This is a genomic window from Actinophytocola sp., from assembly GCF_035634895.1.
Taxonomy (GTDB): domain Bacteria; phylum Actinomycetota; class Actinomycetes; order Mycobacteriales; family Pseudonocardiaceae; genus Actinophytocola.
This window is the reverse complement of the sequence record NZ_DASQCC010000010.1, coordinates 1-23,590: the sequence shown is the minus strand read 5'-3', so window position 1 is coordinate 23,590 and position 23,590 is coordinate 1. Positions and strand designations below refer to the sequence as shown.

Annotated in this window: 8 protein-coding genes; 5 read left to right on the top strand and 3 right to left on the bottom strand. The window is 74.0% G+C overall.

Features of this window, described 5'->3' with window-relative positions; translation table 11 throughout:
• Positions 1–87: 87 nt before the first annotated feature.
• From VET29_RS01910 to VET29_RS01890, 5 genes are all read left to right on the top strand, one after another.
• Positions 88–1,335, top strand: coding sequence for a flavin-dependent oxidoreductase (locus VET29_RS01910; RefSeq protein ID WP_324913700.1), 1,248 nt, complete (start codon positions 88–90; stop codon positions 1,333–1,335).
• Positions 1,336–1,505: 170 nt separating this feature from the next.
• A complete protein-coding gene (locus VET29_RS01905) occupies positions 1,506–1,916 on the top strand; it encodes a hypothetical protein (RefSeq protein WP_324913698.1) in 411 nt (136 codons plus the stop codon).
• Between the two features lie 119 nt (positions 1,917–2,035).
• Positions 2,036–2,680, top strand: a complete 645-nt coding sequence (locus tag VET29_RS01900) for a helix-turn-helix transcriptional regulator (protein ID WP_324913696.1) — start codon at positions 2,036–2,038, stop codon at positions 2,678–2,680.
• A 38-nt stretch (positions 2,681–2,718) separates the two neighbouring features.
• Positions 2,719–2,919, top strand: a complete 201-nt coding sequence (locus VET29_RS01895) for a hypothetical protein (protein ID WP_324913694.1) — start codon at positions 2,719–2,721, stop codon at positions 2,917–2,919.
• Positions 2,843–4,195: a cytochrome P450 gene (locus tag VET29_RS01890; protein WP_324913692.1), complete on the top strand. Its 1,353-nt coding sequence runs from the start codon at positions 2,843–2,845 to the stop codon at positions 4,193–4,195. The genes VET29_RS01895 and VET29_RS01890 overlap by 77 nt, the downstream gene beginning before the upstream one ends.
• 72 nt (positions 4,196–4,267) lie before the next feature.
• Here VET29_RS01890 and VET29_RS01885 read toward each other — a convergent pair whose 3' ends face one another.
• From VET29_RS01885 to VET29_RS01875, 3 genes are read right to left on the bottom strand one after another with little or no spacing between them, the layout of a single operon-like run.
• On the bottom strand, positions 4,268–5,584 hold the full coding sequence (locus VET29_RS01885; protein WP_324913689.1) for a YrhB domain-containing protein: 1,317 nt from the start codon (positions 5,582–5,584) through the stop codon (positions 4,268–4,270).
• Positions 5,581–6,021: a hypothetical protein gene (locus tag VET29_RS01880; RefSeq protein WP_324913687.1), complete on the bottom strand. Its 441-nt coding sequence runs from the start codon at positions 6,019–6,021 to the stop codon at positions 5,581–5,583. Before VET29_RS01880 ends, VET29_RS01885 begins: the two co-directional genes overlap by 4 nt.
• Positions 6,018–23,066 (bottom strand): hypothetical protein, encoded by a 17,049-nt coding sequence (locus VET29_RS01875; protein WP_324913685.1) that lies wholly within the window; start codon positions 23,064–23,066, stop codon positions 6,018–6,020. The genes VET29_RS01880 and VET29_RS01875 overlap by 4 nt, the downstream gene beginning before the upstream one ends.
• Positions 23,067–23,590: the final 524 nt, after the last annotated feature.

The window sequence follows — 23,590 nt, the reverse complement described above, 5'->3', positions numbered from 1 at the left end:
CCAAGGGGTTCGTCGCCACGGCCCGCCCACGCCGGGGTGGGGATTGCCACACCTACGCCCGTGGCCACCCGTGGCAGACTCGCCGTCGTGACTGAGGTGTTGGTCGTCGGCGGTGGGATCGCGGGGCTGACCACCGCGCTCAGCCTGCACGCCGCGGGAGTTGGCTGCCGGGTGGTGGACAAGGCACGCGAGCTGACCACGGTCGGGGTGGGCATCAACCTGCAACCCCACGCCGTGCGCGAGTTGACCGAGCTCGGCCTCGAGCGCGAGCTGGCCGAGATCGGCGTGCCCATCGGCGAGGTCGTGTTCTGCGACCGGTTCGGCACGCGGATCTGGGGTGAGCCACGCGGGGTCGGCGCCGGCTACCGCTGGCCGCAGTACGCCGTCCACCGCGGCGCCCTGCAGATGCTGCTCCTGCATGCCGTCCAGGAACGACTGGGGCCCGACGCGGTCCGGACCGGCCTCGCCTTCGACGACTGCGCCGAGACCTCCGGCGGTGTCTCGGTCCGCCTGCGCACCCGGGAGGGCACCACGGTCACGACCGACGCCGACGTGCTCGTGGGCGCGGACGGGCTGTACTCGGCGGTCCGTGCCCACCTGCACCCGAGCGAGGGCCCACCGGTCGGCAGCGGTATCCGGATGTGGCGCGGCACCGCCGAAGGTGTGCCGTTCCTCGACGGCCGCACCCAGGTCGTGGGCGGCAGCATCGCGACGGCCAGGTTCGTCGTGTACCCGATCACACCACCCCGCGACGGGACCACGACGATCAACTGGGTGGCCGAGGCCCGCCTGCCCGAGGCGGCCCCCGTGCGGGACTGGACCACGCGAGGCCGGCTCGAGGACGTCCTCCCGCACTACGCGGACTGGCAGGTGGAATGGCTGGACGTACCGGAGCTGATCCGCCGCAGCGAACCCATCCTCGAGTATCCGATGGTGGACCGCGATCCCCTGCCCCGGTGGGGAACCAGCCGGATCACCCTGGCCGGCGACGCGGCACACCCGATGTACCCCGTCGCGTCCAACGGCGGTTCCCTGGCGGTGGTCGACGCACGCGTGCTCGCCTACCACCTGGCCACCGAGCCCGACGTGCCGACCGCGCTGCTCGGCTACGAGAACGAGCGGCGCGACCCGACGACCGCGATCCTGTTGGCCAGCCGTGGTCTTGGCCCCGACCACGTCCTGCACACCGTGGCCGAACGCGCCCCGAACGGCTTCACCCGCATCGAGGACGTGCTGTCGGCGGCAGAGCTGGCGCAGATCGGCGAATCCCTCCGCACCACCACCAACGCCGACGTGACGACGCTCAACGAACGCCCCACCTGGCAGCCCACCTAGAAACCACCGTACGACAGCTGTCCACATAGGACCGTCGACGCGAAACCCGTTGTGCCACAAGGCGCCCCTCAGGACCGGTCGGCGGGCTCCGCGGCGTCCGTTCAGCCCTAGCGGGAGTGACCGCGCCTCCCTACCCTGTCCTTGGGGGACAACGGAAAGGGGCGTGTCGCGTGCGCAGGATGCTGTCGTTGTTCGCCGCCGTCGTCGCCGCCGTCGGCTTGAGCCTGGTGTCGTCCGGATCGGCGTCAGCACTGGGTGGTGAGACGTTGCTCTGCCGGGTCGTGCCGGTCGTCGGGAACCCGCCGTTCACCCAGACCTGCACAAACCGGACGCTGATCACCGGGACGTACAGCGCCGGCTTCCACGTGTTCGACACGGCCGGCGGCTACGACAGCGTCAACTGGATAGTGCCGAGCCCCTACACCCCGACCAGCTGCGGCTGGTTCGACTGCTCCATCAACATGACCAGCCGGTTCGACCAGACCGTCACCGTGCAGGTGGTACTCACCCAGGGCGGTACGTCGCTGACACTGTCCGCGACCGCGCACATCAACGCGGTCTGCGGCTCACAGCTCTGTTAGTTCCTCCTCGGAGGACTCTCCCGCCAACCGGCGGAAACCAACCGGCAGAAGTCGGGCGGCACCGAAACTCTCCACGGTTCCGCCTCCTACCGGGCGCGCGGTGCCGGTTTCCTTGAAACATGACAGTCGTCGCCTGGCAGGACAGCCGCTCGACCGACCCGTGGCCGAACCGCGCCGGGCGCGTGTGGGTGCAGGCCTCCGACCCCCTGCTCCGCGCCGGACTGCGTAGCGAGCTCGACAGCAAGCCGGGCATCGAGCTCGTCGACGAGCTCGTCGACGCGGAGGTCGTGGTCGCCGTGGCCGAGCCGGCGCTGCGGGACGTGCCGGTCACCGCCACGCGGCGGCTGGTCCTCATCGCGGACAAGCCCCGTGAGGTCGAGCTGTGGACCGCCGTGGAGCGTGGACTCGCGGTGCTCGTGCCGCGTGCCGAGGTGACCACCGCGCGGCTGCTGCGGGCCATCGCCGACGCCCGCCGCGGCCGCGGCGACGTGCCGCCCGAACAGCTGGGCCGGCTCCTGCGCGGGCTTTCCCTGCTGCACATGGAAACCCTCGCGCCGCGCGACCTGACCCTCAGCGGCCTGTCGAGGCGTGAGGCAGACGTCCTGCGCATGCTCGCCGACGGGTTCGACACCGCGCAGATCGCGTCGAAGCTCGCCTACTCAGAACGCACGGTGAAGAACACCCTGCACGGCCTGCTCGCCCGGTTCGGGTTGAACAACAGGACGCACGCGGTCGCGCACGCGATCCGCCTCGGCCTGATCTGACCCGGCCACCGCTCCCGCCGCCACGCAAGAAGCCAGACATGTTGGAAGACATCGACACCCCGATCGTCGACGACATCCTCGCGCACATCGTCGCGGAGCAGGACGCGCTGTGGGCAGCCGAGGACGTCGCCGGCAGCACCTCGCCGAGACAGGAGGACGACAGTGAAAGCCCTTTCCACCATTCCCAGGGCACCGGGTGCGTTGCCGCTGCTGGGTCATCTCCCCCGGCTGGCGCGTGACCCGCTCGCGCTGCTGTCCTCCCTGCCACGGCACGGGGACGTGGTGCGGCTGCGGGTGGGGCCGACCGACGCGGTCGTGGTGTGCACCCCGGAGCTGACCGAGCAGGTCCTCCGGGACGACCGCACCTTCGACAAGGGCGGCTTCCTGATCGACCGGGCCCGGGAGTCGCTCGGCGACGGCGTGGGCACGTGCGTGCACGCGAAACACCGCCGGCAACGCCGCCTGGTCCAACCCGCCTTCCACTCCAGCCGGCTGCCCGCCTACGGCGAGACGATGGCCCGGCAGGCCGTCGCGATGGTCGAGTCGTGGCAGGAGGGCCAGGTGCTCGACGTGGTCGCCGAGCTGATGCGGTTCACGTCGAGCACGTTGGTGGCCACCATGTTCTCCGACGGGCTGCCGCCCGCCGTGTTGCGCCAGGCGGTCGACGACGTCGAGACCGTGGTGAACGGCGGCGCGCGGCGGATGCTCCTCCCGCCGCCGCTGGACCGGCTGCCCACGCCGGCCAACCGCCGCCATCACCGGGCCATCGCCCGGCTGCGCGCGACCGTCGGCGGCATCATCGCGGCCCGGCGCGACTGCGGCGGCGGCTCGGACGACCTGATGTCGCTGCTGCTGGACGCCCGCGACGGGGACGCCGGCCTCACCGACACCGAGCTCATGGACCAGGCCATCACCTTCTTCGTCGCCGGCACGGACACCGTGGCCACCACCCTCGCCTGGGTGCTGTACGACCTGGCCCGCCATCCGGACGTCGAGGAGCGACTGCACACGGAGGTCGACGAGGAACTGGCCGGCGAGGCGCCCCGCTACGACCACGTGCACCGGCTGGCGCTGACCGGGCGCGTCGTCACCGAGTCACTGCGCCTGCGGTCGCCGGCCTGGCTGTTCACCAGGACCACGACCACCGACACCGACCTCGGCGGCCACGCCATCCCCGCGGGGACCACGGTCGTCTACAGCCAGTACCTGCTGCACCACCGCCAGGACCTCTACCCCGACCCGGAGATGTTCCAGCCGGACCGCTGGCTGGCCTGCCACGACCCCCAGCCGCCGCACGGCGCCTTCATCGCGTTCGGCGGCGGTGCCCGCAAGTGTGCCGGGGACCGGTTCGGGCTCGCCGAGGCGAGCATCGCGCTGGCGGCCATCGCCGCCCGCTGGCGGCTGCGGCCCCTGTCCGGCCGGGACGTCCGGCCGGCCCTCTCCGGGGTGCTCCGGCCCCGCGACCTCCGCATGCGGATCGTCGCGCGCCATCCCGCACCGGTGTCACAGGCCTGATCCGCACCTCCACCACGGCCGGGGCAGCGTCATCGCCGCCCCGGCCGTCGGGTGTGCCCACCGGCCACGGCGTCACCCACCGCGGACGGTCGCCGCCGGCGAGACGCCCACCCGGAACACCCGCAGCTCGAACGGATCGGCGCCGAGCGGCGACGCGTCGGGGGGCGCCGTGGGGTCGAGGACGTGGATCTCGTCGCCCCCGTTTCGGGCCCACAGCAGGTGCCCGACGGTCTCGCGGTCCCGGTAGTCCTTGCGGCGCAACCAGATCAGGGCGAGCGCGTCGGGCGGCAGCCCGTGGATCTCACCGAGTGCGCCCGCCCAGTGGGGGTGTGGGTGAGCGCCGTCGAGGCGGCCGATCCGCGCGGTCAGCGACGGGAACCAGGTGGGGGCGCCCGGCTCCGCCTCGGGCGGCGCCGGCAGGTCCGCCACGCCGCCGTCCCAGTCCCGCAGCCACGTCCACGGGTCGCGGTTGGGCAGGCCGAACGGGTGCTCCCCCGCCGCCTTGGGCACCAGCAGCGCCGCGTCGAGCATCTGGTCGCGCCAATCGCCGGTGTCCAGGAACCGGCTGGTGGTGCAGGCGAAGAGCCAGCCTCGCCTGGTCTCGTCGGCCGGGTCCGGCGCCACCAGGACGGCTTGTCCGCCGTACAGGTAGTCGAGCCAGCCGGCGGCCTTCGCCACGGCGGCCGGGAAGTCCTCGGCGGGCCCCTCCCACGGCTGGAGCGGCCGCACCCCGAGCGGCTCGGCCCGGTGGAACCTCGCCACCACGAGGCTGTCCACCTCGTCGTCGAGCGTGCTGGCGAGGGTGCCGAGCTGCGGGTCCAGCACGAGCGCCTGCCCGGTGCCCTCGTCGTACCTGGCGTACAACAGGTGGCCGGTGAGGTCGCCGCCGTCGAGACGGCGGCGCAGCCAGACCACGGCGCGCGTACCCGGTCCACCGTCCACGACGGCCGCCCCGGCCTGTGCCCAGTCGTCGCACCCCGCCACCTCGGCGGCCGGGAAGTACCGCGACACCAACCGGTCCCACCACCCCGGCGACTCGTCGGCCGCCCGCCACGCACCCGCCGAGGCCGGGTTCCCGTCCACCGCGGCGTCGGCGGCGACGACGCAGTTGCGGGCGTTCACTCGCCATCGCCAGTCCTCGCCGGTCTCCTGGGACGGCACGTGGTTGACGTCCTCGTCGAGCGGTGCGGCGTTGGCCGCCGGGAACGGCGGGCGGTCGCCGGCGGGCACCCAGAGCGCGGCCGCCAGCATCGGCTCGTCGGCACCGGCGTACCGGCACCCGAACAGCGCGGCCCGTTCGGTGACGCGCAGCGGCTCGGTGCCGGCGAGCACGACGAGGTCGCCGTAGGTCCGGTGCAGCCACGCCCGCGCGCGGTCTGCGCCGGTCATGGTCGCTCCTCGTTCTCGTCGTTGTCATTGCCCTCGTCGTCGAGCCGGCCGGCTCCGGCCGGCGCCATGATCGCCGCGGCGGCACGGGCCAGGGTCGCCTGGTCGGGCGTGCGAGGCGGACCGGCCGCGGTCCGGATGTGGTGGAGCAGACCCGGTTCCGGCGCGAGGCCGTGCTCCTCCAGGTAGTAGGCGACGGTGTCGGTCCACACCCAGGAGCCGTCGGTGCGGAAGCTCATGGGCACCACGGCACCACGCGACGGGTCCACGACGTCCGGCAGCGCGCCCGGTGTCACCAGCAGGTCGGCGCCGGCCTTGAGGTAGGCCAGCACCCAGTCGCGCTCCGGTCCGTCGGCCATCGTGGGATGGTCCGCCGCGAAGCGCGGCCCGGTGCCGTCGAAGACACGGGCGACAGTGATGTCGATGTCGGGATCGGTCATGATCTCCTCCTGTGCCAGGGACCGAGCGCACTGACGCCAGCCTCGTCGACGGCCAGCAGCACCCAGCCGTCGTCGCCGTCGTGGATCGTGCGTGCCGTTCCGTTGCGGTAGTACACGCGGACCGTCGAGCGCAGCCTCGCCCGGACGAGGTAGGCCGGCCTGGGCGCGGACGGGGGCGCGGCGCCGGGGTCGGCCGCGGGCACGGCGGTGCCCCCGACGACCTCCTTCTGCTTGCCGTACTTCTTCTCGAACCGGGTCGGGTCGCCGAGGAAGCCGGCGGTCTCGCCGAGCGCACCGCCTTCCGCGGAGAACTCGTACCCGACGGACCGGACGACCTGGTCGCCGATGACGATGTCGCCGCCGAGCTCCCCGCCGGGGATCGGGCCGAGCAGCTGCCGGTCGCCAAGGTCCTCGATCAGCACCACGTGGGTCACGTGCTTGGCGTCGACGAACACGCGGTGGCCGGTGGGCGACAGCAACGCGCGGAACTCGTGGGTGAGCCGCGTTGTGCCGGTGCCGATCGACAGGAGGTCGGACCGCTGCGGGTTGAGCTCGAGGGTCCGCAACGAGGTGTGCAGTCCTGGTGCGGGGAACGGCCACACGTACAGGTGCGCGCTGCCGGGGAAGCCCTGTTTCCCCCGCGTGGCCCGCCACGAGCCCGTCGCCGTGCCGAGGGGCGTCCGTCCCGGGTCCAGCAGCTCCCGGAAGTACGAGGGCAGGGTCGAGCGGACCGCCTCCGGCAGGTGGATCGGCCGCAGTTCGTGCCGCTCGCTCAACGGCTTCCTGCGCAGCAGGGGAACCTGCTTCCGGTAGTCGCCGTCCCGTTCGTAGACGTAGGCCCGCCCCCGTACCTCCATCGAGTGGGTGAACTCGTCGACCCCGCCGTGCCAGGTGAACGTGTCGGTGCGCCGCTGCCGCACGACGGCCGTCGGCTCGCTGGTGCGCGTGACCGTTCCCGCGACCTCCGGCGCCACCGCCTCCTCCAGGACCTCGCCGAGCTTGTCCGTGGCCCCCGTGCCGACCACCGGCAGGTTCAGCGCCGGGAGTTTCGGCACGGGGAGCTTCGGCGCCGCGGACGCGCCGGCGCTCGCGGTCACCCGCGACCGGGCCCCGTCGGCGGCGGAGCCGGTCGTGACGACCTGGCTGCTGAAGGTGAACCCCTCCTTGTGCTCGCCGTGGCGGGCCGGGCCGAGCTTGCCGGTCAGCACGAGGAGCACCTGGAACTTGCCGTTGCCGTGCTCGCGCTGCACGAACAGCTCGAAGCCGTCGTTGAGCAGCTCGACGCTCACCACGTGGAACCCGCCGGCCAGCAACGCGTAGCCGATCTTCGTCACGGCCTCGTTGTCGAGCGTCGCGAGCATGGCCCTGGCCTTCGCCAGCCGCTTCTCGTCCCGCCTGCCGCGCACGGGTGCCTCGCCCGCCGCCGCGAGCCGCGGGACTACGGCGCCATCGCCATCGCCATCGTCGCCATCGCCATCGTCGTCACCGCTGTCGCTCGCATCGGTGCTGTCGCCGCCGTCGCCGATCTTCTGCTCGAACTCCCGCAGCGCCCCCTCCAGCCCGCTGACGAACTTCGCCACCACGTCCGGCCGGCCCGGGGCGAGCTGCGCGACGTTGTGGTCGACCTGCGCCGGCCACGTCGTGCCGGGCTCCTCGTCCGGTTCCGGTTCCGCCGCCGGGTCGCTCGGGTTGGCCGCCAGGTACCGGGTCAGGTCCTCGGGCGCGAGGTTGTTGACGACGTCGTGGTCGGAGAGCGTGCCGACGGTCGTCAGCCGGCTCGCGGCCACCCACACCTTCACCGCGGCGGGCACGAACTTCATCCTGGTGTCCTCGCTGGGTTCCTTGCTCTCGTGCAGGCGGCCGAGCGAGTCCGACATGCTCTCGCTCACCGAGGTGTCCAGCTGGTGCCACACGTCGTAAGCCACCAGGTACGCCCGCTCGTTCCACGTGTGCACGGTGAGGGCCGCGGTCGTGTCGGTCTCCATCCGGACCGGACCGCGCTCGTAGCCGGCCGACGCCTTGCCGCCGTACGAACCCTGCTCGCCGATCTCCACGGACGCCTCGGCCGACAGCTCGCCGCCCAGCGCGGCCCGACGCTCCCTCGGCAGCTTCGTCTCCGCGATGGTGATCTTGGTGAACGTGTGGTCCGCCCGGTCCAGGATGCGGGCGTTGCCGTAGCGGGTGGTGAGCTTCGCCGACCCCTCGTACCGCCGGGTGCCGTTGACCACGTTGGGCTCGTTGAAGGTGGTCACGTTCAGCACGTCGGCGCCGCTCGCGGCGGCACCGAGGTTGTCCCGGCGGTTCGCGTAGCTCGCCCACTGCTGGAGCTTGTCCCGCGAGGTCTCCTTGCTGTCCCCGCCCTTCTCGTGAACGCCGAACCGCGGCGGCCGCTCGCCGCCCACCACCGACCTCACGGCCTCCCGCCTCCTGCTGCCGCGCTGGCGGGCGACGCCCTCGTTCAGCATCCGCATGGTCGTGGAGCCGAGCCCGCGTACCGGGACCATCGCCTCGGGGTCGTGGTCGACCGGCAGCTCCGCGAGCCTCGACCGCTTGGGGATCTCGCGGTCGGCCTCGTCCGCGGGCAGCCAGCCCGTCTCGGCCGGCGGCTTCCCCGCGGCCGGGGACGGGTCCGGGGTGATGTCCTCGGCGGCCGGCCGGCCGGACACCTCCACCTGGATCTGGAGTCCGTCCCACGTCACGGGGTCGCTCATGCTCTCCCAGTCGTCGCCCACACGCATCGTCACGGCCGCCGGGAACCGGTAGAGGTGGTTGTCGCCCAGGTCGGTCCACTCCCGGACCTCCTGGAAGCTCTGCTCGACCTCGACGCTCTTCTTGAGCTTCCTGGACAGCCGGGCGGTGGCACTCACCTTCAGCGGGTCGGCCGACCCGTCGAGGCCGGCCTCGACGGCACCGGACTCGTGCCGCACCGCCGCGACCCGGCTCGCGATCCCGGACGCGAACCTGTCGGTGTGCTTCTTCCACCCCTCCTTGTCGACGTAGTGGCCGTCGGCGGCCAGGGGCGTACCCGTGAAGAACAGGCTCCTGCCGTCCGGCAGGACGTAGGGGGCGCCGTCGCCGCCGTCGTTCATGTCCCGCGTGTTGTTCGCGAAGAACTTCGCCAGCCCCGGCTTGAGCGCGTTGGCGGCGCTGTCTGCGAGGATTCCCTTGTTGGTCAGATACGCCGTCACCAGCATGGCGAGGAGCGGCGCGGAACGTTCGGTGAAGCGCCAGCGGCCGTGCGTCTGGTCGAGCACCTCGGCGGTGTCCAGCCCGGACGCGTCGCGCCCCCGGCGCTCCGGCGCCGGCTCCAGCACGGACGGCTGTTTCGTCGACGGCTCGGACACCATCTCCCCCGGTGGCGCCACCAGGAGCTCCGCGGTCACGGGCACGTCGATCGACCTGTTCGGATCGGCCAGGTCGATCGACGTGCCGACCTCCCAGAGGGACAGCACCAGGTCGGACGAGAACTCGACGGGTGGGAGGGTGCCGCGGAGCTCGGTCTTCTCCCGCCGCGTGTGCCGGTAGCTGATGCCGGTCGTGTCGTCGGCCCGGTGCGCGAACGACGCCTTGCCACCGAGGGTCGCCTCGAGAAGGCCGAGCAGCTGCGGGCCTCCCTTCAGGCCGAAGCTGCCGCCCATCTCGCGGGTGGCCGTGTGCGACCCGCCGCGTTCACCGCTGACGTCGAAGCTCCGCGCGACCTGCTTCCCGCCGCCCTCCGCGGGGTGTTCGGCGCCGTCACCCGGCTTCTTCAGCGCGAGGAGGACCTCGACCTCCCTCCTCCCCCGTTTCGCGAGCCTGAACCTGCGCCGGGGCAGGTCGTTCCTCTTGACGAACGCGAGGGCGTCCGGCCCCGCGGCCACCGCGGTGAGCCACTCGCGGAAAGCCTGGACCTCCGACTCCGGCGCGCCGGGGTAGCGCCGCAGCACGCTGTCCTCCACGCTCGACCGGCCCGGGGCGGCGAGGAAGCCCGCCGTGAACTCGACCGACTTGATCGCGTCCCTGGTCCGCTCGGCGTCCCGGATCCGCGCCGCGCGCTCGTCCTCGGACATCTCGACGGACAGCGCGGGGTAGCCCACCGACACGGTGGAGCTGCCCCCCGTTCGCGGCCGGTCGGTGCTGGCGGGCCTCGGCCGGGCCCGCTCCAGGGTCATCCGGACCACGACCGGCTCCGATCTGCCGGCACGGTCGCGCGTCCCCACCGGACTGTGCAGGTCCCGGACGGTCACCTCGAACTCCACGTCGTGCCGGGCCCGCGACACCGGCCGCGTCTCCGTGATCTCGACCGAGCGCCGGCCCTCCGCCCGCGCGAACTCCGCGGCGCTCGACTGCGGTCCCGTTCCCCGCAGGGCGAAGTCCATCTCCACCGGCACGTTGAGGAACTGGGCGCCGAGGTTCGCGGCCATGGACAGCGGCCTGGCCGGGTCCAGGCCCTCACGATCCTGGGAGCCGGCCGAGTGGCTGCTCGTCGGCCGCTCGCCGAAGCTGCTGCGTTGCTCGGACACCCCGGCGGTCTCGGCGCCCCGCGTGCCGAGCCGGCTGCGCCGGACCACGACCTCGTACCGGTTCTGGAAGTAGCGCGACCGTTCGCCGCCCTCCTCGGCGAGCGTCCGCAGCACGGCCTCGGAGAACTCGTCGTCGGCCCACCGGCGGGTGCCGGGCGCGTCGAGCTGCCGGACGACCGACGCCCGCACCGCCGACCAGTCCGGTGTGCCGTGCACCACGAACCGGTCGGCGGGCGCCAGGTGCACGTCCTCGGCGAGGCCGAGCCCCGACGGCGTGCCGGGTGCCAGGGAGAGGTCGTAGGAGGCGGGCACGGGGGCCGTCTCGTCGGGCTCGTACTCCGCCCAGGGGTCGGCCAGGGGCGTCAGCACCGGCCTGCCGCGCACGGTCGTCATCTCGGCCACCATGACGGGGCTGTCCCCGGTGCCGGGGCCCAGCCACAGCAGGCCGTTCGGCGCGCGGACGGCGACGCCCAGCTCGTCGGCCAGCTCCTGCGCCAACGCGGCCAGCTCGCCCGTGTCGCACATGTACAGGCGGACCGGATCGGTCCCGTTCCAGCCGGCGCCGCGCACCACGGCCGCCAACCCGGCCGCGGTCAGCGCCCTGTCCGGCGGCGGCGTGCGGGCCACGACACCGAAGACGCCCTCCTCGACCGGCAGCTTCTCGACGGCTCTGCCGACGCCACCGTCGTCGCCGTCCTCCCGCAGGTACACACCGACCGGCACCCTGGTCGGCGTCCGGGCCGGCGCGGACGGGCCGGCCTTGGCCTTTCCCTTTTCCTTTCCCTTTTCCTTGCTCTTGTCCTTGTCCTTGCCCTTGCCCTGGTCCTTGCCTTTGCCTTTGTCCTTGCCCGGCACGGTGCCACGGGTCGCCGCCCGGTCCCCGAGCACGGCCTCGGGGTCGATCCCCAGCTGGCGCAGGCCGGCCTCGTTGGTGTCGATGTGGACGCGGTCGCGCGCGGTGCGGGGGGTGAGCCACTCCTCGGGCACCGAGCCCCGGTACTCGGGTGTGACCGTCCAGTGAGCCCACGCCGTCACCCGGAACGACTGTTCGGTGCTCGTCGTCTCCCGGGCCGCGGTCCTGGCCTTGGTCTTGGTCGCCGCGGACCGCTGCCAGCTGTACGCGGGGCCCTTGACCCTGGCGTAGGCCGACCCACGCAGCCGCAGCCCGTCCGCGTCCAGCACCGGCCTCGCGTTGTCCACGAAGGACTCGACACCCACGCGGGCACCGGTCTTGACCGACGGGCCCTCCTTGCGCTTGTCCTTGACGGCGGTGGTCGACACGTCCTTGGCCGTGAACTCGGCCACGCCACGCGGCGTCACCCAGGCGTCTACCAGGTGGGCTCGGAACACCAGTGCCGACAGGGGATGCGACGTGCCGGCGCCCGCGCTGTAGTGCGGGTCGTCGTCCAGGCCGTCGACCCGGTGGCCGTGCTCGCCCATCAGCTCGGGCAGGTACGCGGAGACCCTGCTCGGCCGGGTGGCCGTGTTGATGGTGTCCAGCGCCGCGTTCGCCTGGGCGGGGACCGGCGTCGGGCTCGGTCCGGTCGCCTCGCCCGGGCGCGTGCCACGCACGATGTCCTGGACGAGGAAGTGCAGGTGCACGGGGTTGGTCACCACGTGGTGGTCGTCGGGCATCGTGACGAACCGGCCGCGCTGGAGCACCCCGTGCGCGAGCTCGCTCGCCGGCACCCTCGACCGCACCGCGTCCGGGATGTCCTCCAGCACGTGGACGCGGCTCGCCGGCTCCGGGGCGAACAGGTCCACGACCCCACCGCTGAGCACCCGGGGCGCGCGGCTCGAGTGCCGGGTCTTGCTCACCTCCAGCTCGAGCCCGAGATCGTGCTTGTAGATCGCCCGGTCCCCCTCGGGTGCCTCGTAGCCGCGCCTGGTCGCGACGCCGGCCGCCTCGCTCCGGTCGGTGGCGACGAGCTGCGTGCCGGTCACCGTGCCGACGACCCGGCCTGGCCGGCCGTCGAGCATCCCCGGGCCGGTCGTGGCCGTCGCCCTGGACGCCAGCTTCCGCTTGTGCTCGTCGCCGGTGTCCGTGGTCGTGGTGCTGGTCGTCCTCGTCTCCACGGACTCGCCCCAGCCGCTCGCGGTCCCGACGTAGTCGCCGAAGCGCTGGTCGCCCCGCAGCGTCAGCGCGACGGTGTAGGTGCCGAGGTCCCCCGCGACCTTCTCCGACCAGCGGATGCCCGGCGCGCCCATCAGGTCCCCGTAGACGGGTTCGAGGCCACCCGCGCCGAGGTCGCCGACGATCCGCCGGTACAGCCCCTCGTTCCCGCGCTCCTCGATGCCACTGCCGGCCCACGTGCCGAACCAGCCGGTCAACTGCTCCGCCAGGGTCCGTTCGGTCACGTGGTCGGCGAACCGCGCGAGCACCGTGCGGGGCACCGCGTCCCGCGGCACCAGGTCGAGCACCGCACGCAGCGCGTTGAGCAGCCCCAGGGTCACCTCCGGACGGATGCTCACCGGGACCTGGCCGTCGAGGTCGACCTCGGGCACCGGTTCGTCCGCGTGTTCGGCCGACAGCGTGACCGGCTCCGGGAGCGTGGTGAGACCGACCTGCTCCAGCTCCTCCGCCGGCACCCAGGTCCGCACCGCGCTCGTGCGGTGGGCCTGCTCGTGGTGCCAGCTCGTGGCCTCGTCGCCGTGCATGACCGGCTCGTCGGCCGCGGCCTCCCGGCTGCCGCCGAGGACGGTGATGTCGTAGGTGACCGGGTACGTGAGGCCGGTGTAGGTGGTCGTGGTGGTGCGCTCGTGCTCCGCCTCGCCGGCGTGCTCGACCCAGGTGTCCGTGCCGTCGCTGAACCGGACGACGTCGTGCTCCGCCGCGCCGCCCGCCCGGCCGCCGCCCACCCGGCCGGCCACGGTCCGGCCGGTGCCGCGCTCGACGCCGTGCCCGGTGGCACCGGCGACCACGGTCGTGAAGGAGAGCTCCATCAACTCTGGGTCACCGCTGACGCGGGCGTTGCTCAACATGACGTGCACCTTGACGTCCCCGACCCGGTCACCGGACCACCCGCCGGCACGCCGGTGCAGCGGCGTCTGGTGGACGCCGACGCTCGCGGCGTCGAGGTTCGCCGCGACGTCCTTGGCGCTCGCGAACTCGTGCGCCTGGTGCCGGGTGAACGGACCGATCTTCTGGGGTCCGCCGAGCCCGGCGAGCAGGGCCGAGCCCAACCCGGGCGGCAGGTCGACGCCGTGCACGACGTGGTGGTCCGGCAGTCGCGCGGGGCGCCAGCCCACGGGGCGCATCGGCGCCCGGTGCCGGACCGGCCGGAACCCCCCGTCGGGCTGGCCGGTCCCCCGGTCGGGGGTGCCTGGGGTGAAGCCGCCACCGGTGACGGTCGTGGCCACGCCGCCGGTGACGGTGGTGCTGGCGAGCTCGCCGTCGCCGCCGTGCACGGTGATCGTGTAGTGGTCGACGACCTCCTCGTGCGCGCCGACCCGGCCGGACTTCCAGCCCGCCGAGTGCCCGGCCCCGCTCGCCGAGCTCAACGTGGTCTTCGTGGCGCCCATCCTGCGGACGTACTGCGCCCGCGCCTCCGCCTCGATCCCCCCGGCCGCCCCGCGCGCCCCGGCGCCGCCACCCGCGGCGGTACCGGTCGTCACGACGTCGCTGTGCTCGATCCGGTGTCCGGCGCCGAGCTCACCCTTCCCGGTGACGCCCGGCACGGCGCGGCTCGACCGCCCCCCGGCCGGCCCGGACCGGTCGAAGGTCCCGTAGCCACCGCCCCGACCGGCCCCCGCCGGCTCCGGCCGCACCGCCACGACGACCACCTGGACGTACTCGTCGGCCTTGCCGGTGTCGGCATGCGTGGCCGACACCAGCAGCAGCGACATGCCGTCGCCGTTGAGGTCCGAGCTGAGCTCGGCGGCGCCGTCCGCGGAGAACGCCCGCGCGACGGTCACCTCGTTGCGGGCGGCGTGCGCCGTTGACGTCCGGCCGTCGCCGGTGAGGACCCCGGCGGGAACCACGTCCCGGAGGGCGGCCTCGACGGCGGCGAGGTTCGGGAACCGGGTCTCCCCGGCGAGGATCTTGTGCGCGGGGAACGGCTCTGCGTCGGCGCCCCCGTCGGGAGCGGGCTCGGTGGTCGCCGAGCCGGGCACGTGCCAGGAGACGGCGCCGCCACGCATGGCGTGGCTGCCCTGCTCCGTCCGCCCGTCGTCGAACCGGATCCGCAGGTCGTAGGTCACGTCGGTGACCGTGCCCACCAGTGCGCCCTTGGCGGTCCAGCCCAGCTCGGCGCTGATCTCCCTGGTCCGGCTGATGACCCGCTTCTCCTTGTTGGTCCGCTTGCCCTGCAGGGTGCCGACCAGTTCGAGGGAGGCGCCGCTCGACTCGTCGCCGGCCACCGGAAGGCCCGACCGCAGCCGGAGGCTGACGCTGACCGGCTCCACGTCGGTCAGCGTCAGCGACTGGCCCGTGGTGTGCCCGGACTTGGTGGTGGTCTTGCCCGTGACGGCGTCGCCGCGCAGCGCGTACGTGGCGTCCCGCCGCACCTCGAGCTCCACCACGGCGGTGTGCTGGTTCCCCCGCTGGTCGTGGATCTCCAGTCGTTCGCGGAGGACGTGGCCGTCCAGCAGGTCGGTGCCGTGCCGGCTCAGGTGGGCGCCGCTGGCCAGCGTGCGCAGCACGTCGCGAACCGGGGAGCCGATCTCGCCGGCACTCTCCGCCCACGGGTCGTGCTGACGCAGCAGCCTCATCCCCAGCTCGAACAGGCCGTGGCCCGCCGTCATGCGCACCGGGCGCGGCCCGGTCCCGTCCGTGTCGACCGGCGAGTCCTCGTCCAGGGACAGGTCCGCGAGGGCGTCGGGGGTGCTGATCGTGGCCGCGCCGGGCGCGTGCCCGCCACGGTGGACGGGCGCCGCGCGGTTGCTGGACAGCGTGAGCGTGAAGTGCAGGTCGTGGTCGCTGCTCGTCCGGTCGCCGCCGGGGTCGACCGAGGCCGCGGCCCGCGATTCCGACGAGCTGGTGGCGACCCACTTCGAGCCGGTCGGCCTCCCCTTCACGCGCATGCGGAGATCCCCCACCCCGACCGGGACGCGACCGTCGACCGTGGCGCTCTTGGGCTTCGACCCGGGCAGCTCGGCCTCGGTCGCGCCGAACTTCCCGGAGCTGCTCTCGATCTTCGTGTCCTCCTGGTCGCCGACGGCCCCGGCGGCCCCGGCGGACTGGCCGGATGGGTCGGACGGGTCGCTGGAGTCGTCGCCGAGCGTGGTCCGCAGGGTGAGCTCGACCGCGTCCGCGCCGCGGCCGGCCGTCACCGTCAGCCGCTCCGGGCCACCCGCGGCGGAGAGCTCGTCGACCAGCTCCGCGTCGCTGAACCCGGCCAGCACCTGGCCGTGCAGCCGCATCGGCGTGCCGGCCTCGGTCATCATCAGCGTCGCGAGCGCCCGCACACGGGTCCCGTCGACCCGCTCGGGCCGTGCGAGGTTCAGCAGGAGCAGCCGTCGGACCTGGGCCGTCCGCGCACCGACCGGACCCGGATCCGGCGGCGCCGTGGGATCGGTCCGCAGAGCTTGGGTGGCGGCGGTTTCGGACTCGTTCTCGGACTCGTTCTCGGACTCGTTGTCGGAGTCTGGTTCGGACTCGGTTTCGGAGTCGCTGTCGTCGGGTGCCAGGTGGACGTCCGCGGTGAGCCCGAGACCCGTCCGCTCGTGGGAGGGCAGCACCACGTCGTAGCTCGACGGTTGCGGCCTCCTCCCGCCGGGCACCCGCCGCTCCCAACCGTCCACCAGCGGCACCAGGGTCGGCACGCCATCCACCTCGCCGTGCGCGGCCACCTCGACCGGCCTGCGCCCCGCGATCGGGCCGAACCACACGAGGTCCCTTGGCAGGTGCACGTCCACCGACAGGTTGTTCGCCAACTGCTGGGCGAACCACGCGAGGTCACCCGTCGCGCTCCCGCCTGCCCTGGTGAACACCGCCGCACCGGTGTTGCACAGAAACAGGCGCACGGGACTGCCTCGCGGCCACCGCCCCGCCGCCCACTGGCCACGCACCACGGCGGCGACGTCCTCGACCGTCATCGGGTCGCCCGGCGTGGGCGTGCGCGCGCCGAACCCAAGGACACCGTCCTCCGCCGGCACCTTCGCGAACGCCTCGGCGAGACGCTCGTCGCCCGCGGCCGCCGAGAACACCCCTGCCGGAGCCGGCGTCACGACCCGCGGGGCCGCCGGGGTCGAGCCGCCCACGCCCGGTGACGCCGCACCGTTCGCCGGCGCGCCGGTGGCCGGGCCGGTGGTCGGGCGGGTCGTCGGGCCGGTGGCTCGGTACATCGCGGTCTCGTACATCCGGCGCAGCGCCGCCTGTGCCCGGTCCGGTACGGCGCCGACAGGGTCGGCCGCCAGCTCCGGGTGCGTGGCGTCGAGGCCGGACCGCAGGAGGGCCGCCGCGAAGGGTGCCACGGTCGCGACGTGCGCCGGGTCGTTGTACGCCAGAAAGGCCTGGTACGCGAGCGCGCTCAACACCCACTGGCCGACGGGCAGCTGCCTGGCGAGCTGGGCACGGTCCGCGTCGAGGGACGGCACCACCCACCCGAGCAGCTCCGACCGGAGCCTCTCCCCGAGGCCGGCCGGCAGCCGTTGGGCGTGCCACCGCACCGTCCACTCCCACGGCCGCTGCCGGGCCACGTCGGGCGGCTCCGCCGGTATGGCGGGGCCGATGGTGAACCACAGCCGCGCCAGCAACGCCTTCGCCGCCGGTGTGCCGTCACGCCACAGCGTGGTGGCCACCGCACGCACGAGCCGCTGGTGGACGCCGGCCCACTCCGATCCCGGGTCGGGTGGTGGGCCCACGAGCCGGAGCGCGGCGCCGACGGCACCGGCCGGCGGATCCGCACCGGGGTCCCGGGGATCCAGGACGGCGCTCCACCGGGCCGCCGCGCGTGCGAGGTCACCGCCGTGCGGCACCGGCACCACCGTCGGCGCAGGCACCACCGTGGACGCCGCCGGCACCGTGGGCGCCGGCCGGGGTCCGGCGGGTCGCGAGTCGTCGGCCTCGTCGGTGTACTCCGGGGGAGAGCCCGCCGGGGGTGGCGGTTCGACCGCGAACTGCGGCGGGCGTGTGCCCCGGTCGACGGCCGGGTCCTCGCCGAGGCGGCTCGTGTCGTCTCCGGAGTACCAGCCGAGCAGGTCCCGCAGGCCGGGCACGGAGATCCCGCTGCTCGTCTCGTGGGATGGGATGCCGTCGCGCAGTCGTTGCGCGGTCACCGCCGGGTTGACCCACACGTCGGTCATGCTCAACGAGATCTGGTATGCCACCAGTGCGAGCGCGATGTGGTGCAGCCGGCGGGCGAGCCCGCTGCCCTGCCAGGTCGCCGGCCCGTACGGCCGGCCGGCCGGCACCGCGGGCCCCGGCGTGTCCGCCGGGGGCGGCACGTCCAGCAGCTCGCGAGCACGCTCGGCCCAGCGCAGCGCCGCGTCCTCCTCGACGCGGCGGCGGACGGCCTCCGGCTGTTCCGCCAGGAGGCGCGTGAGGTCGTCGTACGCCTTGCGGAGCGCGGCGTCCAGGCGCGCCTCGTCCAGTTCCGTGCGGGTCCGGTCGGCGCGGTCCACGCGCGCCCCGACCGGTTGCCAGTGGCCGCGCAGCGCGGTCGCCAGCGCGGCGGGCCGACCGGGCACCAGCCGCCAGATCGCGCCGATCGACTGCAGGAGCTCCTCCTGCCGCGGGCGGGTGAGCGGTCCCGGTTCGGACAGCCCCAGCACCTGGCGCGCGGCCTCGCGGTTCTCCCGCGCGACCGCGTCCACCCGTGCGGGGTCGGACGGTGTCACCTCCCGGTCGGCGACGTCTTCGAACCGGTCGTCCCACTCGGCGAGGAACCCGTTGACCGCGGCGAACAGGGCGTCGGGGTCGGAGACGGCGGCGTGGCGACGGCGCGCCGCCGCCGCCGGTGCGACGGGCGGTCCGGGCAGCTGGCCGACGGCGGTCCAGTCGAGCAGCAGACCCGCGTCGACGAGGAACTCCTCCGCCGCCTTCCACGCCGTGTCCACGTGCGCGGGGTCGAGGATGCCGGTGTGCACGGCATCGGCTTCGGCACGCGCACTGTTCTCGGCGACCAGCGCACCGGCCACGACGGTGCGGACATCCTCCTGGAGGCGCCGGCGGTCGGCGGGGGAGATCCGTCCGCGGCCGGGGAGACCGGTGTCCGGCACCTGCTCGCCGAGCATGACCACCGCCAGTTCCGACGCGGTGCTCGCCGTCTCCGGGGTGGCCTGCCGCAGGGTTTCCCGTGCGGTGCGCAGCTGGTCGTCGTGGCGCAGGTAGAACTCGCTGACGATCGCCGTGGCCTCGTCGTGGCCGTGCAGTTCCGTGAAGCGGGCACGCAGGCGGCGGCCGAGCGTGTCGGCACGGGCGGCCAGCTCGGTGGCCTCGATCATGGCCCGCGCCTGGGGCATGGAGGGCCAGCCGGTGGCGGGCATCAGCGAGTTCAGCCGGTCGATCTCGGCCTGCGCGGCCGACCGGACCAGGTAGGCCCGGGTGAGCAGCTCCGTCGTCCGCCGCCAGAGCCGGCGCTGGTCGTCCGGCGCGGGTCCGCGCCAGGGCAGCGGTGGCGGCGCCGCGCCCAACGCGTGGGCCGCCGCGCGCTCCGCGTCCGCCACGGCCCGCGGCGACGGCCCCGCCGGCACGTGTTCCGCCAGTGCCCGCGCCTCCGCGGTGAGGAACGCCTCGTAGGCCAGGATCCGGCCGTCGATCCCACCGGTGTGGCCCGCGCGGAGCCGGTCCCCGGCGACGTCGGCCGGGACGTCTACGTCGACGTGCGCGACCCCGTCGGCGTTGGCCGACCGCTGGAACTCGCGGCGCCGCTGCTCGGTCGCCCGCCACGCCTGCGCGAACGCCATCCGTGCGAACCGCGCGTCGGGCCGCACGCGCCGCGTCCGCATCGCGTCCGCCAGCACGGTCGCCAGCTCGTCGTAGGCGCGTGCACGCCCGGCGGCGGCCGCGCTCGCTTCCGGCGACGTCAGGTCACCGGGTTCACGCGGCAGCCCCAGTGCCAGCCGCGCCGAGGTCTGGTAGTCCGCCTCGCTCCGGTCCCGTGCCTCCTCGTCGGTGCTCTCACTCGCGGAGTCGGACTCCTCGGACTCCTCGGACTCCGCATCGGCCGGTTCCTCGTCGGCGGACTCGGGCTCGGCGTCGTCGGGATCCCCGCCGCCAGGCTCATCCGCGCCGGACTCATCGGCGCTGGACCCATCGGCGCTGGACTCGTTGGCGCCGGGCTCATCGGCACTCGGCTCACCGGCGCCGATCTCGTCGCTGCCGGACTCGTCGCCGGACTCGTCGCCGTCGGAGTCCGTGCTGCTCTCGCCGGTCGAGTCCGCCACACCGCCGAAGTAGTCGAGGTCGGCGGCGATCTCCTCGGCGACGAGCGCGTCATACCGTGCCCTGGCGACGTACTCCGGGTGGTTGAACCGCTGCCGCAGCGCCGCGAACTCGGCGCGAAGCCGCTCCGCGACGCCCAGCACGGTGTTCACCTGCGGGTGGTCGAAGAAGCGATGCCCCACCACGGTCGCCACCAGGTCGAACCGGGCCTGCTCCCGCGCGGACGGGGACGACGGCCCTCGCAGGCGCTCACGGCCGGTCGCACGCCACCGCCGCCGGTCGGCCTCGGGCGCGTTCGGCAGCGCCTTCAGCAGCGCCGACACCTCACGCGGCGTCGCTGTCACCGACCTCCAGTCCAGCCGGCCGCTGTGCAGCAGGGAGCCGACCGTGACCACGAGCCCCAGCGACTCCGCCGTCACCGGTGCGCGCAGCAGCCGCATGCCGTCCACCAACCAGTCGACGACCAGGTCGGCGTAGCTGGCGGTCTCGGTGTCGTAGGTGCCGGCAAGCCGCGTGATCAGGTTCTGCTTCGCTTCCCGCCCTTCCTCTCCGCCGCGGTCGGTGAGCAGGTGTCCCAGGGCGTTCCGATCGTCGCGGAGCTCCTGCTCCAGCAGGTCGAGGACCGCGCTGGAATGGCGGTGCAGCTCGTCGTGGGCGGCTTGGAGGTGCCCCGCCAACGTCACAGCGCGCGCCTCCGCCAGCACGCGCATCCGCTGGGTCCGGTGCAGCTGGAACGCCAGCACGTCCACCATGCGGTGATGGACCGCGACCTCAGGCGCGCGCACCGCCGCGAGCGGGATGCCCAGCGCCCGGGCCGCCTCCTCGTGCCGGTTGCCCAACAGCGCCCGGGCACGGGCGAACTCCTGGGCGTGGTCGTCCTCGAAGGCCGCATCCCCGAACCCGGCACGCAGCCTGGCCGCGAGCCGCCGCGCCGACCCCTCCGGACGGCCGCCGTGCCGCTCGTCGACGACCCACACCGCGACGAGGTCGGCCATGCCGCGCAACACGTCCATCCGCCGCCGAGCCTCGACGAACTCTGAGGCGTGTGCCGACTCGAAGGCCGCGGCACCCACCCGCGCGAGCTCGTCCCGCAGCTCCCGCGCCGTGGCCGACGCGGCGCCCTCGGCCACCCGGCCCCACCGCTCCAGCACGACCTGGACCGCGACCAGGTTCGCCACGTCGCCCTCGAGGTGTGTCGACGCCGCCGGGAACGGCGTCGAAGCCAGCACCTCGGCCGCCCGCGTCTCGAGATCCGCCGGCAGCTCCAGCAGTTGCCCGGCGTGCCGGAGCCAGGTGTCCGGGTCGAAGCCGGCGGAGCCGACGACGTCGTCCATGCTCTGGCGGGGCGTGGCCGACCGGTCGCCCCACCAGGGGTGGTGCGCCAGGAACATGTCGAGTGCGTACTGGTCCGGGGTGCTGTCGACGAACTCGGCGTAGAAGTCCGACAGGGCGACACGCATCGCCGTCACGGGACCGGGAAGGCGCACGTCGAGCAGCGCCGGGCCGGTGTTGAGCAGGGTGTGGTCGAGCAGGGCGGCGCTCAGCACGTCGAGGAGTTGCGCGTGCAGCACCGCCGCCAGCACCGTGCCACCGCGCCGTGCCGACCGGGGCACGGGACCGAGGAGCGCTTTCGCGGCGCGCTCCGCCTCGTCGACGCGTGTCAGGCCGTCGTGCCGCGCGGCCGAAAGTCGTTCCCGCGCCCCGTCGACGGCCGCGCTCCAAGTCACGACCAGTTCGGCGGCCGCGGTGAGGCTCTCCTGCCCCGGCCGTGGTCCGCGCTCCCGCGCGGAACGCGCGGCGTCCCTGACCGTTCTGACCTCGTCCCGGCTGAAGCCCGCGGGCACGTGCACCATCGCCAGGTTCAAGGAGTGTGCGAGGGACCGGAAGGCGGCACGCGGATCCGGCCGGCCGGCGGCACCGGGCCCGCCGGCCTCCTCGTCGAAGCTGTCGGGATCACTGGAGTCGTCGATGAGCATCGGGACGGGTGGCCCGCTGCTCATGAGGTGGTCCGTGTCCGCGCCGGGACCGTGGCCGGTGGTGGCGCCGGCACCGACCGGTTGGAACATCAGCTCACGCATGCTGTCCGTCGACACGAGACCGCCGGACTGCATGTCGAAGTAGACGAGGTCACGACGACCGTCGGTGCCCCTGGCCTCGAGCACGGTGACGACGTGCCGGCCGCCGCCGGGCAGAGTGCCCGCCAGGTGCCCGTAACGTTTGCCGGCCGGCTTGAAACCCAGGTACAGGTCGACGACCGCACGGTCGGGCACCGGCCGGAACGGGCGCCCGACCTCGTCCTCGAGGACCGCGCGCGGCTCGCCCGCCGGCCGTCCGTCCTCATGCGACGGAGTGGGCTCGACGTCGTGCTGGCGATCGTTCTGGTAGGTGCGGTAGCCGGCGATCGTGGCGCGGACGCAGTTCGTCGGACGCGTGCCCGCGCGGATCTCCTGGCGGAACCGGGGTCCGTTGACCATGCGGAACGCCATCGGGATGGTGGCGTCGGTGTAGGCGTCGGCGGCCGCGTCGGTGGCGAAGCTCTCGCGGGAGACCACCGCGGGCCGCCCCGCGTCCGGCCGCGACGCCACCGGCGGTGCGCCCATCGACCGCAACGCCGCGACCCGCAGCGGTGCCGGGTCGTCCGACCGGTAGCCGGTCCCGCTCACCGCCGCGGTGGTCAAGGGGTCCTTCCCGTGCCCGACCGCCGTGGCGACGTCCGACAGGAGGTCCCGCAGGCGGTCCGGCGCCAGCGGCGGGGAGTTCTCCGCCGGGAGCGCCGTGGCCGCGAGGACCGCGTCGTTCACCAGTCCTCGCACCCCTTCGCGCACGTCCACCGCGGACGCGGGCAGGTCGTCGAGGGTCAGGTCCAGCGCGGCGAGCAGGTTGCGGGTCCGGCCGTCGGCCAGCACGCCGGACACCGCCGTGCTGGCCCCGGCCACGTCGGACACCGCGGGGTCGGACCCGCCCACCTCCGACGCCGCCGTGCCGGACCCGGCCACCTCCGACGCCGCCACGCCCGCGGCGGCCTGGACCGCCGGCGGCATGGCCGACGTGAACCCCGGCAACCCCTGTTCGGCCGGCGGCACGGCGGCCTCCCGGGACGATGACTGGACGCCGGGGAACTCCGTACCGGACACGGATCCGGCGGTCGCCGATCCGGCGGTGCCGGCCGATCCGGTGACGCCGGACGGGCCGGTGACGCCGGACGGACCGGGACTCACCGGCGTACCGGCCGGACCCGAGACCGCCGACCCACCCGCGGCGACCGAACCCGGCGGCACGCCAACGGATTCCGCGACACCCGACCCCGCGAGAGGACCCGTCGCGACCGACGCGCCAGCACCGCCGGGAGCCGGCACGGCCAACGCACCCGCCGCTCCCCCGGTCCCCACCTGCCCCGCGACCCCCACCCCCGCCGAACCGGAAATCGCCGGCGCGGAAGTCGCCTGCCCGCCGATCGCCCCAACCGCCGATCCACCAGACCCAGGCTGACCCACCACCGCGGACCCACCAGCCGAACCCACAGCCCCCAACCCACCGGCACCACCCGAACCCAACGCCCCACCAACCGAACCCCCGGAACCCCCAACCCCAACCGGCCCCGCTCCACCCAACCCACCAGCCGAACCCACAGCCCCCAACCCACCGACGCCACCCGAACCCATCGGCGCACCAGCCGAATCCACGGACCCACCAACCCCAACAGACTCCACTCCACCCAACCCACCAGCCGAACCCACAGCCC